The organism is Aliidiomarina shirensis (assembly GCF_003987345.1).
Taxonomy (GTDB): Bacteria; Pseudomonadota; Gammaproteobacteria; order Enterobacterales; family Alteromonadaceae; genus Aliidiomarina; species Aliidiomarina shirensis.
This window is the reverse complement of sequence record NZ_PIPP01000004.1, coordinates 113,793-128,659: the sequence shown is the minus strand read 5'-3', so window position 1 is coordinate 128,659 and position 14,867 is coordinate 113,793. Positions and strand designations below refer to the sequence as shown.

Sequence of the window (14,867 nt, the reverse complement as noted above, 5' to 3'; positions counted from 1 at the left end):
AATCATGCTCTTTTTGTTATACTGAGCGGCTATTCCGCACGAATTTAAAATCGTTTTTACTGAGGTGAACGCCCGTATGCAGACTCGTCAGTCGCTACTTAAATTGCTTATCGCAAAAGGTAAGGAGCAAGGTTACTTAACCTTCGCTGAAGTTAACGACCACTTACCACAGGATATCGTTGATTCTGATCAGATCGAAGACATCATTCGAATGATCAACGATATGGGTATTAAGGTGTTTGAAACCGCGCCTGATGCCGATGATCTGATGATGAGCGAAGATGCCGCCGATGAAGATGCAGCTGAAGAAGCTGCGGCTGCCCTTGCCACTGTTGAAAGTGAAATTGGCCGTACAACCGATCCAGTTCGCATGTATATGCGTGAAATGGGTACGGTTGAGCTTCTAACGCGTGAGGGCGAAATTGTAATCGCCAAGCGTATCGAAGAAGGTATCAATCAAGTTCAATGTTCTGTTGCTGAATATCCTGAAGCCATCAACTTCTTGTTGGAGCAATGGGATGCATACGAAGCAGAACAAATTCGTTTAACTGAAATCATCTCTGGCTTTATCGATCCGAACGAAGTGGAAGAAGCGCCTGTAAGTGCTACCCACATCGGTTCTGAATTGAGTGAAGATCAGCTCGAAGATGCCGACGACGATGACGATGATGACGACGAAGAAGAATCAACCGATACCGGTGTTGATCCTGAAGAAGCGCGGGAAAAATTCACCGAATTGCGTGCGCAGTATGAAGCTACGCGCGATGCCATTAAAACCTATGGCCGTGGCGATGATAAAACTACCGCAGAAATTGAAAAGCTCAGTGAATTATTCAAGCATTTCCGTTTAGTACCGAAGCAGTTCGATCGCCTTGTAAAAGACATGCGCGAGATGATGGACCGTGTGCGTGTACAAGAACGTTTGATTATGAAACTTTGCTTAGAGCAAGCGAAACTGCCGAAGCGTACCTTTGTGCAAGCGTTTGCTGGCAACGAAACCTCAATGAGCTGGTTCGATGCCGTTATTGCAAAAGAAAAGAAATATGCAGAAGCACTTGAAGAGCACCGTGATGAAGTAACGCGCTGCTCAGGTAAGTTGCGTGCTATCGCTGAAGAAACCGGCTTATCAATTGCGAAAGTAAAAGATATCAACCGCCGGATGTCGATTGGTGAAGCGAAAGCTCGCCGCGCGAAGAAAGAAATGGTTGAAGCGAACTTACGTTTGGTAATTTCAATCGCGAAAAAATATACCAACCGTGGTCTGCAGTTCTTGGATTTGATTCAAGAAGGTAATATTGGCTTGATGAAAGCGGTAGATAAGTTCGAATATCGCCGTGGTTATAAGTTTTCAACTTATGCTACTTGGTGGATTCGCCAGGCTATCACTCGTTCAATCGCCGACCAAGCACGCACTATTCGTATTCCGGTGCACATGATTGAAACCATTAACAAGCTAAACCGTATCTCGCGGCAGATGCTGCAAGAAATGGGCCGTGAGCCGCAGCCAGAAGAATTGGCAGAGCGCATGGCAATGCCTGAAGATAAGATTCGCAAGGTATTAAAAATTGCCAAAGAGCCGATTTCTATGGAAACGCCGATTGGTGATGATGAAGATTCGCACTTAGGCGATTTCATTGAAGATACCACGCTTGATTTGCCAGTGGATGCTGCCACATCAGAAAGCTTACAAAACGCGGTACGCGATGTTCTAGGCGGCCTTACGGCCCGAGAAGCGAAAGTATTGCGCATGCGCTTCGGTATCGATATGAATACCGACCACACGCTAGAAGAAGTAGGCAAGCAGTTTGATGTTACCCGTGAGCGGATTCGTCAAATCGAAGCCAAAGCATTACGTAAGTTACGTCATCCAAGCCGCAGCGAACAGCTGAAAAGCTTCCTCGACGAGTAAGCACAAGCTTCTGTTAATTGTGAAATTAAAACGCCCAGCATTTGCTGGGCGTTTTTGTATCCACTATTCTGAAAGTTGAAATATTTGCTCAACAGGTACTGAAAAATGGGTAGCAAGCTTGAGTGCAATCACTACTGAAGGCATGAAGCGAGCCGTTTCAATGGTACTAATGGTCTTTCGCGAAACACCAATAGCATCGGCCAATTCTTGTTGCGATAAACCAGCGCCACCACGTAGCAAAGAAAGGTTGTTCGTAACTGTTTCTATTTCCGCTAAACGCATGTGTTCCATCCTTTCTATTCGTTATCGCTCTCACGCAGTTGCCACCAAATACTCAATGAAAAGGCAAACCCGGTAAGCGTTAAGAATATCATCGATACGATACCTAGGCTTAGTGCTTCATCTAGCAAACTTCCTCGGCTGTAAGCCCCTAGAATTAAACCAAACATTTGTGCCGCGATCACAACGGATAATGAAAACACACAAGCTTTACGGTAGGCTTGAAGCGTAAATTCATCTTTATACAGCCCCAACATTTCACGCCAACAACCATTCGTTTTCTTGTTGATCCAGCTCCATCGAACGGCGATACCTAAATACATAACCGCCCAGATAAAACTGAAAATGTGAAGCCAATTACTCGTAATAAACCAGTGCTCGGGCGACATCGTAGCGAGCATTTTATGCACAATGTGCACACAAAAATAAATTGCTGCCGCGCCAACGAGAATGGCATTGAAACGTAATGATGTGATTTGTGAATCAGGATTCCAGTTACTCATATTATACCCTTCAGTTGATACCTTAGGGTTTCAGTATGTAACCTTAAGGTGTCTTATTGCAACCTTAAGGTATCACGTTAATTATAAGTTACTGATAAATATAAGCTTGTTTTTTAAGCAGTAGCAAAATAGTTGCAAGAAATCGCCCATTTCCGTATACTCGCAGCGCTTTCTAAGCAACCTTCCAAAATGGCCCCTTAGCTCAGTGGTTAGAGCACCCGACTCATAATCGGTTGGTCCCCAGTTCAAATCTGGGAGGGGCCACCATTTTAAATAATTTACTCTCTCGAAAGCCTCTTTTTTCTTCTGCACTTTCTATTATTTGCAAATAATACCCTGAGCTATCAAACTCTAAGCTACTCAACTGGTTCTTACAGGAAACTTATTGTGCGCTTAAAAGAACTCCTGGCTTTGGAATTACGGCCAGATTTGCGGGTGGCGAATGGACTATCACGAACCAATTTCGTGGTGATTGTGCTTATTTTGTTTGGGGCACTTTTAGCGATACTGGAAACCGAGCCGGTTATCAGTGAGCGCTGGGGCTCGTTGTTTGTAGTATTTGAAGGTGTGTTATTTCTGCTTTTTCTTGCCGAATATATTGGCCGCGTATATACCGCCAATTATCCGGATTTGCACGGCAATGTTCGCGGGCGCATTCGCTATATTTTCTCTTTTTGGGCACTGCTCGATTTGTTAGTGTTAGTTTCCTTCGTATTAATGCTAGGTGGCAGCACATTATTCTTAGTGCGAGTGTTTAGGTTATTGCGTATTGTCCGGATTGCTCGGCTCGGACGTTTTTCAAGAGCCATTGATTTAATACTTGAAGCAGTTTCTGCTCGTAAATTCGAAATGGCACTCACCTTTGGTATTGCACTTGGGCTTATGGTGTTGGGCGCTAGCGTTCTGTATGCGCTGGAAGCTGAGAATCAACCTGAAGTGTTTGGAAGTATTCCACGGGCATTGTGGTGGTCTGTGGCTACTCTCACCACTGTAGGTTACGGTGATGTTGTACCGGTAACTGCTTTGGGCAAAATAGTAGCGGGAATCACAGCTATGCTTGGTGTGGGTTTAGTAGCCATGCCGGCTGGTATTCTTGCTTCTGCCTTCTCTGAAGCAATTCAAAAGCGCAGACAAGCCGAAAAATAAAAAGCCCAGCACAAGGGCTGGGCTTTTAAAGTAATGCACTCAGCTTAGTTGTTGCCAACAATATCGCTTAACGATGAAGCTTCTGAGCTTGGGCGTGTAACGGTACATTGGCTGCCGGATTGTTCGCAGGTTACGCCGCGGATACGGCTACCAATCGAGCGGCTATCGTATAGGCCGGATGCATTCAAACGGCGCACGATCCCGGTGAGCTGGGTGTTTACCCGAAATGCTGATCCGGTTACGGAAATGCGTTCAATGTTTTGCGTTGACGCAAACCGAGCGATGGTTTGGTCGTTTGCACCAATCGCTTCCAAATCTTCGGTTACTTCACGCAGGTATGGGCGCGCATCATCAACACCGGCGATAATAAGCTTACGATAAAGCTCTCCGGCTTCTACTAGATCTTGTTCAACGCCAGCACCAATTTGACGCATACGGCCAAGTAAGAACATAGCATTTACTAAATTCTCATCACTTGCTTGCTGAAGTAATGTCATTGCTTCTTCAAAATCTTCTGGGTTATCGGAGGCAAACAACTGAGTTGCTTTTTGATATAAAGCGGGTGGGTGATTAAGCGCTACCGCTTGTTCTAAAAGGTTATCGGCTTCTTCTTCGTTTTGCTCCAAGATAAAACCATTGCGATACCAATCGGACATCAAGAAGGTAGCAATCGCACTGCGATATCGTACGCCGATGCGAATAAAGCGCTCTGCTTCTTTGTCGTCTTGTTCTAGGCCATCACCACTGGCAAATGCCATGGCAACTAGTGCAGCAGCATCGCCACTACCATTGCGAGCAAGGCGAATAAGGCGGCGCATTTCAGCTTCGCATTCGGAACTATCGCAAACAGGTGAACTAGCTTGGGTAGCGGCAGCCGCTAAAAATGCATTCGTAGTAATATTCGGCTGAGCGTGGCTAACTGCCGAGAATCCTACCAGTGCTAGGGTAATGCTGGTGGTAAGAAGGGCAGTTTTAAATGTTGCTAGTTTCATGTAAACCTCTGTGCGATTAAAAACACGCCTAATGTGAATGTTGCGTGAGTTAGAGTCAATGCAATTCGTGTTACAAAATTGCAACGAAATGTTTCTAACTCACGCATTTTAGCGCTACTTTGCCGTGTAATTTCCAAACAAACTAGAAAAACTACAGGCTTGCGAAAACTATACTGTTCGTTTAGTTCTCTTCTAGGCTAGATAGAAACGCTGGCTGTTTGAAGCCACCAACTTCGGCTTCTAACAAACTTGCCAAGCTAAACAGTTGCGCTTCACTCCACGGCATACCCACGATACTTAAACCAAGGGGGAGCGGACCTTCGGCACCCGCAGGCAAGGTGATTGAAGGATAGCCAGAAACGGCTGCGGCAGTTGACGTGCCAAAGCTATATCCCGGGCCTTCAAGCGGAGGCGTTGGCCATGCTGGGCCATAAGAAGGCATAACAATTGCGGAAGCACCTAAATCTACCAAGTAGCGATTTAAATGCTGTTCTGCTAACTGGCGGCTATTGGCAAGCGCATTCTGATAGCTTTCGCTATCGGTATCTAGATCAATGGCAATCGCTTGCTCGAAGTATTCTTGGCCGAAAAGTGCTAATTCGGTATCTTCATTGGCAAGGTTATAATCAATTACAGCCTGCATATCGGCGGCGGGGGCGTCAAAATCGGCTAACCAATTATTCAGATCACGTTGAAATTCATACACCAAAACTTCCAGTTCATCGGCGTAAAGTTGATTCGGCAGGTTCCACTCCATGACTTCAATAACGTTAATGCCTTGTTCGCGTATGGCGTCGGCAACGCGGTCTGTCATTTCTTGTACGCCGGTGAAGCGCTCATCATAAGCGCGCACTAATACAATGGTTTCGCCTTGAAATTCGCTTTGCGCAGCACTGGCTAACGAAGTACCAAAGCGCGTTTTGGCTTCTGGCGTTGCCATCGCATCGAGAAGTAACGCGGTATCATACACGTGGCGTGCCATTGGGCCGGCAATATCTTGCGCTGCAGCAATAGGAATAATGCCGTGGCCAGACACTGAGCTGCGGGTTGGCTTCACGCCCACCACACCGTTAACCGATGCTGGGCACATAATTGAACCATCGGTTTCCGTACCTACGGCGAGTAAACTGAAATCCGCTGCAACTGCGGCACCAGAGCCAGCACTTGAGCCACATGGGTTGTGTGTTAATACATGCGGGTTACGTGTTTGCCCACCAATACCCGACCAGCCACTGATAGAGTTGGCGCCACGAAAATTTGCCCATTCCGACAAGTTAGCTTTACCGAGAATAACCGCACCTGCGTTCCGCAACTGTTGTACATGAAATGCATCTTCTGCAGTGATGAACCCTGCCATCACTGATGCACCAGCGGTTGTGGCCATATCATCGGCAGTAGCAATGTTTGCTTTTAATACCACGGGCATGCCATGTAAAGGGCCTCGAATAACACCGAGTTCACGCTCACGATCCAGCTCGGCAGCAATCTCTAGAGCCTTTGGGTTAACTTCTATGATGGCGCGGATATCGTGACCTTGATGATTATTACGTTCAATTTCCTCGAGATAATGCTCTACTAGCGCAACGCTGGTAAGGCTGCCATCTTCGAATTGCTGTTGAACATTCGCGGCGCTGGTCCAGGCCGGATCGGCGGGTTCGATTCCTTCGGGTTCTTGGCTGCATCCGCTAAGTAGCGCGGTGAGCGAAAGTATACTGGCACCAATAAGGAGCTGAATGGCTGATTTCACGGTGTATTCCTCTTCTTCTTTTTCGATAATGGGCATTCGAGAATTAGTATTGGAAAATTCTTTCCGTGCGCGCAGCCTTCCGTGTGCTGAATGGGCGCTGTGAATATTCGCTAGGTGAGTTTTTGTGGAAACCCAACCCCGGTGAGCATGCCAAGAACGGCGCCTTTTGGCTAGTAAAACATACAACTTACCGAAGTTGTTTGCGTGTTTAGTTAACCTTCGGCGTGCTCTCAGGTAAGCTAAGGAAAATATAACAGAAAAATAGAGTGGGTACCGGCAAACGAACGAAATCTCTTGCGCCGATATCAAAATCTCAAACAACAAATAGGATGAATGCATGAATAACTTGATTACGAAACTAACACTAAGCGCTTCGGCGTTGCTTGTGGCCGCCAGTATAGCAGGGCCAGCGGCTAGCCAAGAGCGATCGGTAAGCTATAAAGATCAGCCTAAACTGCACGATATCGCCGCAGCTACAAGTGCAGAGAATTTACGCAAGGATGTGCAAACGTTAGTTGATTTCGGTACCCGCCATACACTTTCAGAAACCGAATCAGATACTCAAGGTATTGGTGCGGCTCGGCGCTGGATTTTTGCAGAATTTGAACGTATTTCGGCGGCTTGTGGAGGTTGTTTAGAAGTTTATTACAGCACCGGCGTGATCGAAGGTGAAGCGCGTATTCCTGAAGCTACCGAAGTTGTGAGTGTGGTGGCGATTCAGCGCGGGAAAACTGACCCAGATCGTTATGTGCTTATGGCAGGTGATATTGATTCGCGAGTAACCGATGTGATGGATTCTACTTCTACTTCTCCGGGCGCGAACGATAACGCATCGGGCTTAGCCGGAACAATAGAAGCGGCACGTGTGCTTAGTCAGTATGAATTCAACGGCTCTATTGTGTATGCGGCTTTAGCTGGCGAAGAGCAGGGTTTATTTGGTGGCCAGATATTAGCTAAACAAGCGCAGGAAGAAAATTGGCGCCTTCACGCAGTTTTGAACAACGATATGATCGCTAATATTGCCGGCATTAATGGTGTGATTGATAACACTACTGCGCGGGTGTTTGCTGAAGGTACACGACAAAACGAAACAGCAGCCGATGCGCGTGCGCGTCGTTTTACGGGCGGTGAAGTGGATTCGCCAAGCCGAAATTTAGGCCGCTATATTTCTTGGATGGCCGATCGGTATATTCAAAACCTTGATGTAATGCTGGTTTACCGCCTTGATCGCTTTGGCCGCGGTGGTCATCACCGCCCATTTAATGATGTAGGTTATCCAGGTGTACGGATTATGGAAACCAACGAACATTATGATCGCCAGCATCAAGATTTGCGCAATGAAGATGGCCGCCATTTCGGTGATACTATCGAGTTTATGGATTTCGACTATGCCGCCAAACTTACCGCGCTCAATGCAGTAACGCTTGCCAGCATGGCGTGGGCACCTGCACCACCCAGTGATGTAGAAATCCGCGGTGCGGTACAGCCACATACTACGTTAAGCTGGGCAGAGGCGAGTGAACAAGAGAAAGATACTATTGCAGGCTACCGTATTTATTGGCGCTATACCGACGCACCAAATTGGCAATTTAGCCGCGATGTGGGCAATGTAACTGAGTTCACACTAGAAAATGTGGTGATTGATAACTATTTCTTTGGTGTTTCGAGTGTAAGTAAAGATGGTTTTGAAAGCCCAGTAGTATTCCCTGGCGCGGCCGGTACCTTTGATTTACGCCAGTAATTTTAACGAGCAAGCGCTTTTGGTATTTACACCATGAAACTTAAATTTGGCCCTGCCACCTTAGTTGCGGCTGCTTTTATTGGCCCAGGAACCGTAGTTACCGCCTCGTTAGCGGGTGCTAACTACGGTTATGCGTTGCTGTGGGCCTTACTATTTGCAATCGCGGCAACTACGGTATTGCAAGAGATGGCAGCACGCATTGGCGTGGTTACCCAGCAAGGCTTGGGCGAGAATTTAAGGGTTGCAGTGCAACAACCGTTGCTAAAGCAGCTTTTTATATTGTTAGTTGTTGCCGCTGTGGTGATTGGGAATAGTGCCTACCAAGGTGGCAACTTAACCGGAGCAAGTTTAGGTGCGCGTTCATTGTGGGGCGATATTACTTGGGTTGAGTTTTTCCGAGAAGATATTGGCATAAACCCATGGGCGGTAATACTCGGGGCCCTTGCCACCTTAATTCTCTGGCAGGGGCATTATAAGCGTATAGAAAAAGTACTCATTGTTCTGGTTGTGCTTATGAGTATTGCTTTTCTACTTACATTTGCACTCAGTAGGCCCGATGTAATCGCTATACTCAAAGGCCTTTTCCTCCCTTCTATTCCTGCAGGTGCCTTGCTCACAACTATTGCATTAGTGGGAACTACGGTTGTGCCGTATGCGTTATTTTTGCATGCAGCTAGCGCTCGGGAACGATGGGGCCGGGAAGGCCAACTGAGCGATGAAGTGAACGATAAGCAAATAAAAAGCGCGTTATTAGAAGCGAAGGCCGATATTTACACGTCGATACCTTTGGGTGGTTTAATTACGCTGGCAATCATTTCTACCGCGGCTTCCGCGTATTTTGGCAGCAGTGAGCAAATTACCGGCGCTGCTGATTTGGCGGTTTCATTACAGCCTGTTTTTGGCAATGCGGCTACTTATCTCACGGCGTTTGGCTTGCTTGCGGCCGGGCTTTCTTCGGCGATCACGGCGCCGTTAGCTTCCGCTTATGCACTCACCGGTGTGCTCGGTTGGAGTACAAATATGCGCGGCTGGCGCTTTCGCGCCACTTGGCTATGTATTATTTTAATTGGTGTTGTGGTTTCATCGTTGGGTATTCAGCCTTTTGCGCTCATTGTTTTTGCACAGGTGGCAAACGGCATTTTGTTGCCATTAATTACGTACTTTTTGTTATTGGTGGTAAACCAAAAACGTATGGGTGCATTTGCAAATACTAAGCGGCAAAACGTAGTGGCGGCGTTGGTATTTATTATTGCGCTTGGCCTCGGTGCTCGTAGCATTTGGTTGGCGCTAACGTAAAATTGCGCCCTAATTAGCGAGCCCGATACCCATAGCAAGCAACAAGATAAAACCATGAATGAGTGCAACGTTAAGCCCTAATAACGGTACTAGCCTATCAATATCATTCGCGCGTTGGCGCACACCAACCATAAGCTTCAGCAATAACGGTAAAAGTAATAACACCAGTAAGCTAAATACGGGCAGCCAATTGAACACTGTGGCGAGCACCACCAACAGGTAGGCGGCTAGCCATTGCGCTATAAATATCCAAGCGCTTTTTTCTCGGCCAATTAATATTGGATAATGCCGCCTGCCCACTTGAGCATCAGCCTCACAATCAGGGAATTGGTTGAGTAACAAAAGATTGTTTACAAGAAGCATTACAGCCATGGAAATTACCCATGCACTAATTGTTAAACCGCCGGTAAATACCCAAATTGCTCCCATGGTCATAATTAAGCCGAAGCCAATACCGGGTGCAATAAGGCATAGAAAAGGCAAGCGATTGATATAGTGGGTGTAGGTGTAAATTAATACAATTCCGGGAATACCAAGCCAGAGCAGTTGTAAGCGATTATCGCTAACAATCCATGCACCCAACACGATCACCACGAGCAAACTAATGACAGCTAGCGCAAACGCCAACTTTGCCGCGCTCGGTTCTTTAATTAAGGTGCCGCTACCGCCGCTAAAAGGCGTTTTCGGAGTAAGAAAATCAAGGCCGGAACGGAAATCAAAATATTCATTAAACGCATTCACACTGATATGTGCAGAAATCGCGGCAATCGCAACGCCAATAAATAGCGGCCAACTGAATGCTTTTGTTGTTATCCAGCTAAACGTTGCTGCTAGCACTAAACAGGCCAACGTGAGGGTTAAGAAGTTAACCCTCGCGATAGCCAATAAGTTAGTTAATTTGCTCTTCCCCATCAGTTAACCCCGGAATGATAGTGTTGGCGATATAGTGTTGCCAATCATCATTGAAACCGCTAAATAGTTTTTTGATCTCGGATAGGTATTCTTCCGAAACTTTGTTCAAAAGCTCTCGGTTATCGGCCAACTGTTCAACTCGAACCCAATCGTTCCAAACACTAAACAGCCCCCAATTGGGCCGATGAATTTCCGAGCCGGGTAGGCGATAGTGAAAGGTAGGCCTTGATTTTATTAATTTATCATTCACCGTGTTTAGCACGCGTTCTTCATCAATGTGCCGAAACAGGGGCAGCATATCGAGCGCGCGATTACGTGTGGGGTTGTGCTGTAGGTAATCATCGATTAATTGTTCACGTGATGGCCAATAATTACTTTTTAAAACGAGTTCTAGGTATGCCTTCGGAAAGGGATCGATATAATTACTTATGCGCCGTGAAATATCCGGATCGATTTTTTTCAATAGCCAATCGTAAAGGCATAAAAAACTTTTGATATGCGCACATATGGTATCCGCTTCTAGATCGGGTAATTCAGGGTTAAGTTGCATACCGAAGGCATAGGCAATGCTATCCGATGAGCCTTTCGCCCCAGCTTCGCGCAGCTCATCAATTAGCGATTCGACTTCTGGCAAACGATGCAGAGGCAATGGAGGGCTAACAACTTCGATAGGAACTACGCTCTCTGCAATCCAAGCGAGGCCTTTCTCGGCACTATCGCGCCAATCATTGTACTCAGATTCGCGACCAATCTTTTTCAGATAATCATAATCAAATTCGATAATCCAATCGCCGGCACTATCACCACTAATAACATGCTCATAACGGCCTTTCTCGCTTTGCTCACATTTATCGCAGTTCTTTTCTAGGTACTTCAACAATACATTGGTGGCTTCTTGTAGCTTTAAACCACTAAACTCTATCTCGATGCCAACGCGGCGCTCTTCGTTGTTGCTCGTTTGCGCTGCCGGTGGTTTCACTAACGAATTTACGTCACTCATCGTTAACTATTCCTCAATTGTATTGACTAGAATTCTATTAATCGTGTGCCGGGTTAATTTCGCTAATTCGCCGATACACCCAAGCAGGTTGGCCATCGCTCAAGGTGTATAAATAGCGCTCATATTTAACACCTACACGTTCGTACCGATCTAACCGACGAAGTTGCACAGCATTCACATAAAAAACTCGGCCATGGGTTACGGCGCCCTCTTTTGGTAATAGATCTAAACGATGCCGCTCATAACCTTCCAAAGCTCCCGGCTCTGTAGGCACATATCCGAAAATCACCAAGGTGCGCACCACAGGATTGGTGAGGGTGCCGAATGCAAATACTCGGTGTTCAGCCTCTTGATCTATATTCAATGTGGTTTCTGAAAACGTAAAGCTATAGGGGTTTAACCAAATCCACCAAAAGCCAACAAACAAAATTAATAAAAAAATGAATCCATACATAAAACGCACGTTGCACCTGTTACAAGCGAAAGGTTATATTTTTGTGTATCATGCTAGCATCTTGAACACAATCACATAGAGAATTTTGCCATGGCTTTCACAACAAAATTAAAAATTACAGCCGCAGCGGTTACCGGTGCATTTTTGTTAGGTGCCTGTTCACCGGCTCCCGAGAGTACCAGTATGCCAGAGTATCAGGCGAGTGCCAGTGCTGAGGAACGTTTAGATATATATGTCCCGGTTCGTTTAAACGTTGATTTATCGCATTTATCCGACGACCAGAAAGAATTAATTTCGCTGCTTATTGATGCTGCCGAAATTATGGACGATTTATTCTGGCAGCAAGCTTATGCAGGTGACAAAGAAACCTTGTTGAGCAGCATTGCGGATCCTCGGTTGCGCGAATTTGTAGATGTAAATTACGGCCCATGGGATCGCTTGAATAATATGCAGCCTATTTTACAAGGTGTTGAGCCCAAACCTTTAGGCGCTAATTACTATCCGGCGGACATGACCCGTGATGAATTTGATGCTGCCGATTTACCAGGTAAAGATGACTTATACACACTTGTACGCCGCAACGAAGCCGGTGAGCTTTACACTATTCCTTATTCTGAAGCGTATCGGGAAGAACTGAACCAAGCTGCGGCGATATTACGCGCGGCAGCAACGGTAGCTGACGATGAAACAATGGCACGTTATTTAGAAATGCGGGCGGATGCGTTTCTTTCCAATGAATACCAAGCTTCTGATTACGTGTGGATGGATATCACGGAAAGTGATGTTGATGTGATTATTGGCCCTATTGAAACCTACGAAGATCGTTTGTTTGGTTACAAGGCGGGTTTTGAAGCTTATGTATTAGTGAAAGATACCGAATGGAGCCAACGCCTTGAGGTGTATGCTCAGCATTTACCGAGTTTACAACGTGGTTTGCCAGTAGCGGATGAATATAAAGCGGAAGCGCCGGGTACCGACGCGCAATTGAACGCTTACGATATTGTTTACTATGCGGGTCATTCAAATGCCGGTAGCAAAACGATTGCTGTGAATTTGCCAAACGATGAAGAAGTGCAATTAGCGAAGGGCACGCGGCGCTCGCAGTTGAAAAACGCAATGCAGGCTAAATTCGATAAGATTTTAGTGCCGATTGCTGATCTTTTGATTGTGCCAGAACAACGCCAACACATCACGTTTGATGCTTTCTTTGCGAACACCATGTTCCACGAAGTAGCTCATGGTTTGGGTATTAAGAACTTGGTAAACGGTGAGGGTACGGTGCGCGCAGCGTTGCGTGAATATGCATCGCCTATCGAGGAAGGGAAAGCGGATATTCTTGGCTTGTATATGGTAACTCAGTTGCTTGAAGAGGGCGTGCTTACTGAAGGTCAGCTAGAAGATTACTATGTTACCTTCTTAGCCGGCATTTTCCGCTCTGTGCGTTTTGGCGCCTCAAGTGCCCATGGCCAAGCAAACATGATTCGCTTTAACTACTTTGCGGAACACGGTGCTTTCGTGCGTAATGAGCAAGGCGAATACGCGGTAGATATGGAAAATATGCGGGCAGCGATGAATTCGCTCTCTGATTTAATTTTACGTTTACAAGGCGACGGCGATTACACTGGAGTTGCTCAGCTCTTTACAGAGATGGGTAGTGTTGATGCTGGGTTGCAAGGCGATTTAGATCGCATTGATAGCGCTGATATTCCGGTAGACATCGTATTTGAACAGGGTAAATCAGTATTAGGTTTGTAAACCCGATAACTAATATGTAATACCTAAAACGTGTGTTTAGTGAATGATTAAAATGCGTTTGGAAAAAACGTAATTAGTGGTTAAAAAACCGAATAAGCTCGAGGAAGAAGTAGTGATAATCACTATTATATTTCTCGAGCTTTTTATTTGTATTTTTATTAGCTATATAAATCAATATCTTGCAATTAATGGCATGGCAATTGCTTATTCCTTAAAAGAATCTTAACGATCTCGCGCAATTGCGAGGTTGTTAAAACTGCAAACCCACTAGGTGCCACGGAACATGGCTGTGTTCAGGCAAGAACGAGGAATAAAATAATGATCACAAGTATTCTTTTAGCAGCAACTATTGCTATGCCCGCAACTGAGGAATCGCCAATGCAGGTTCCTTCACGGCAAATTACAATTGTGAATTCGCAGGATACGCAAAGCTGCCAGTTTAATTTAGATAAAGATATTCACGCATCGTATGAAACCCTTACGGTGAAAGATGGTGATATTGAGCTATTTCGTATCTTACACAACGGTGATTTATATATTAATGGCGATTCAGTAAGTGTTGATGCTGAAGAGCGCGGTATGCTGATTCAATACAAAAATGGATTGGCAGCACAATCAGAATTTGTGGTTGATGTGATGGCTGAAGCGCTGGAAATGACCTCATATGCTTTATCCGCTACCTTCTCTGAGATGTTTGGTGAACGCCACAAAATTGTGCGCCGTATCGAAAAGCTAAATCACACGTTGGCTGAAGAATTTGCAACGGTTGCCTATCAAGCGAATGGCACTTACGTTGTGCAAGGGAGCCAGCTCGAGGTATTTGGCGATCGTTTGGGTGATACGCTGGATACAGAAATTGAGCAAATTGTAGAAGATTCGATGGGCAGCATGATTTGGATGGTTACCAAAGCGATGTTCTCGGGCTCTGGTGGTTTTGAGCAACGCATGGAACAGTTTGGTGAGCGTATGGAAACGATGGGCGAAGAGCTTGAAACCACAATGGAAGGCTGGGGCGCGGAAATGGAAATTCGAGGCGAAGCCATGTGCGCTGATTTAGAAAAACTACGGGAAACTGAAGGGCGCATAGTTGAGCGTATCCCAAGCTTTTCTGAATATCGTTTATTGATGTAATT

13 protein-coding genes and 1 tRNA gene are annotated in these 14,867 nt (G+C 45.9%); 7 read left to right on the top strand and 7 right to left on the bottom strand.

What is annotated here, in order from left to right; genetic code table 11:
* Positions 1-76 precede the first annotated feature (76 nt).
* Entirely contained in the window at positions 77-1,909 is a 1,833-nt protein-coding gene (gene rpoD / locus CWE13_RS09795) for an RNA polymerase sigma factor RpoD (RefSeq protein ID WP_126808201.1), read from the top strand.
* Positions 1,910-1,972: 63 nt separating this feature from the next.
* Here the strand turns inward: rpoD and CWE13_RS09790 are convergent, their stop codons facing one another.
* The gene (locus tag CWE13_RS09790; RefSeq protein ID WP_126808200.1) at positions 1,973-2,191 is read right to left on the bottom strand and encodes a helix-turn-helix transcriptional regulator; all 219 of its coding nucleotides are present in this window, start codon (positions 2,189-2,191) and stop codon (positions 1,973-1,975) included.
* Positions 2,192-2,205: 14 nt separating this feature from the next.
* Entirely contained in the window at positions 2,206-2,691 is a 486-nt protein-coding gene (locus tag CWE13_RS09785) for a hypothetical protein (RefSeq protein ID WP_126808199.1), read from the bottom strand.
* Positions 2,692-2,882: 191 nt separating this feature from the next.
* On the opposite strand from CWE13_RS09785, the gene CWE13_RS09780 reads away from it, so the two are divergent.
* Together CWE13_RS09780 and CWE13_RS09775 are read left to right on the top strand one after the other, a co-directional pair.
* Positions 2,883-2,958: transfer RNA gene (locus tag CWE13_RS09780), tRNA-Ile, on the top strand.
* Between the two features lie 120 nt (positions 2,959-3,078).
* Positions 3,079-3,837: an ion transporter gene (locus tag CWE13_RS09775; RefSeq protein ID WP_126808198.1), complete on the top strand. Its 759-nt coding sequence runs from the start codon at positions 3,079-3,081 to the stop codon at positions 3,835-3,837.
* A 44-nt stretch (positions 3,838-3,881) separates the two neighbouring features.
* Here the strand turns inward: CWE13_RS09775 and CWE13_RS09770 are convergent, their stop codons facing one another.
* Together CWE13_RS09770 and CWE13_RS09765 are read right to left on the bottom strand one after the other, a co-directional pair.
* Positions 3,882-4,829, bottom strand: a complete 948-nt coding sequence (locus CWE13_RS09770; RefSeq protein ID WP_126808197.1) for a tetratricopeptide repeat protein — start codon at positions 4,827-4,829, stop codon at positions 3,882-3,884.
* 181 nt (positions 4,830-5,010) lie between these two features.
* Positions 5,011-6,576, bottom strand: a complete 1,566-nt coding sequence (locus CWE13_RS09765) for an amidase family protein (protein ID WP_198677943.1) — start codon at positions 6,574-6,576, stop codon at positions 5,011-5,013.
* Between the two features lie 337 nt (positions 6,577-6,913).
* On the opposite strand from CWE13_RS09765, the gene CWE13_RS09760 reads away from it, so the two are divergent.
* Together CWE13_RS09760 and CWE13_RS09755 are read left to right on the top strand one after the other, a co-directional pair.
* Positions 6,914-8,317, top strand: a complete 1,404-nt coding sequence (locus tag CWE13_RS09760; protein ID WP_126808194.1) for a M28 family metallopeptidase — start codon at positions 6,914-6,916, stop codon at positions 8,315-8,317.
* Between the two features lie 33 nt (positions 8,318-8,350).
* On the top strand, positions 8,351-9,613 hold the full coding sequence (locus CWE13_RS09755; RefSeq protein ID WP_126808192.1) for an Nramp family divalent metal transporter: 1,263 nt from the start codon (positions 8,351-8,353) through the stop codon (positions 9,611-9,613).
* A gap of 9 nt (positions 9,614-9,622) precedes the next feature.
* Here the strand turns inward: CWE13_RS09755 and CWE13_RS09750 are convergent, their stop codons facing one another.
* Genes CWE13_RS09750 through CWE13_RS09740 form a run of 3 tightly spaced genes read right to left on the bottom strand, consistent with a single transcriptional unit; the run spans position 9,623 to position 11,979 of the window.
* On the bottom strand, positions 9,623-10,525 hold the full coding sequence (locus tag CWE13_RS09750; protein WP_126808191.1) for a prenyltransferase: 903 nt from the start codon (positions 10,523-10,525) through the stop codon (positions 9,623-9,625).
* The gene (locus tag CWE13_RS09745) at positions 10,503-11,525 is read right to left on the bottom strand and encodes an amidoligase family protein (protein WP_126808189.1); all 1,023 of its coding nucleotides are present in this window, start codon (positions 11,523-11,525) and stop codon (positions 10,503-10,505) included. Before CWE13_RS09745 ends, CWE13_RS09750 begins: the two co-directional genes overlap by 23 nt.
* Before the next feature lie 37 nt (positions 11,526-11,562).
* A complete protein-coding gene (locus CWE13_RS09740; RefSeq protein ID WP_126808187.1) occupies positions 11,563-11,979 on the bottom strand; it encodes a gamma-glutamylcyclotransferase family protein in 417 nt (138 codons plus the stop codon).
* 90 nt (positions 11,980-12,069) lie between these two features.
* On the opposite strand from CWE13_RS09740, the gene CWE13_RS09735 reads away from it, so the two are divergent.
* Both CWE13_RS09735 and CWE13_RS09730 read left to right on the top strand, forming a co-directional pair.
* Positions 12,070-13,734 carry a dipeptidyl-peptidase 3 family protein gene (locus CWE13_RS09735; RefSeq protein WP_126808186.1) on the top strand — a complete coding sequence of 555 codons (1,665 nt, stop codon included), beginning with the start codon at positions 12,070-12,072 and terminating at the stop codon, positions 13,732-13,734.
* Between the two features lie 318 nt (positions 13,735-14,052).
* Complete coding sequence (locus tag CWE13_RS09730; RefSeq protein WP_126808184.1) at positions 14,053-14,865, top strand: DUF2884 family protein; 813 nt, start codon at positions 14,053-14,055, stop codon at positions 14,863-14,865.
* Positions 14,866-14,867: the final 2 nt, after the last annotated feature.

What these genes read in the sequence shown, in the direction of transcription:
- CWE13_RS09745 (WP_126808189.1), bottom strand. Translation starts at nt 11,525, where the DNA reads ATGAGTGACGTAAATTCGTTAGTGAAACCACCGGCAGCGCAAACGAGC.
- CWE13_RS09740 (WP_126808187.1), bottom strand. Translation starts at nt 11,979, where the DNA reads ATGTATGGATTCATTTTTTTATTAATTTTGTTTGTTGGCTTTTGGTGG.
- CWE13_RS09770 (WP_126808197.1), bottom strand. Translation starts at nt 4,829, where the DNA reads ATGAAACTAGCAACATTTAAAACTGCCCTTCTTACCACCAGCATTACC.
- CWE13_RS09750 (WP_126808191.1), bottom strand. Translation starts at nt 10,525, where the DNA reads ATGGGGAAGAGCAAATTAACTAACTTATTGGCTATCGCGAGGGTTAAC.
- rpoD (WP_126808201.1), top strand. Translation starts at nt 77, where the DNA reads ATGCAGACTCGTCAGTCGCTACTTAAATTGCTTATCGCAAAAGGTAAG.
- CWE13_RS09785 (WP_126808199.1), bottom strand. Translation starts at nt 2,691, where the DNA reads ATGAGTAACTGGAATCCTGATTCACAAATCACATCATTACGTTTCAAT.
- CWE13_RS09760 (WP_126808194.1), top strand. Translation starts at nt 6,914, where the DNA reads ATGAATAACTTGATTACGAAACTAACACTAAGCGCTTCGGCGTTGCTT.
- CWE13_RS09735 (WP_126808186.1), top strand. Translation starts at nt 12,070, where the DNA reads ATGGCTTTCACAACAAAATTAAAAATTACAGCCGCAGCGGTTACCGGT.
- CWE13_RS09790 (WP_126808200.1), bottom strand. Translation starts at nt 2,191, where the DNA reads ATGCGTTTAGCGGAAATAGAAACAGTTACGAACAACCTTTCTTTGCTA.
- CWE13_RS09730 (WP_126808184.1), top strand. Translation starts at nt 14,053, where the DNA reads ATGATCACAAGTATTCTTTTAGCAGCAACTATTGCTATGCCCGCAACT.
- CWE13_RS09755 (WP_126808192.1), top strand. Translation starts at nt 8,351, where the DNA reads ATGAAACTTAAATTTGGCCCTGCCACCTTAGTTGCGGCTGCTTTTATT.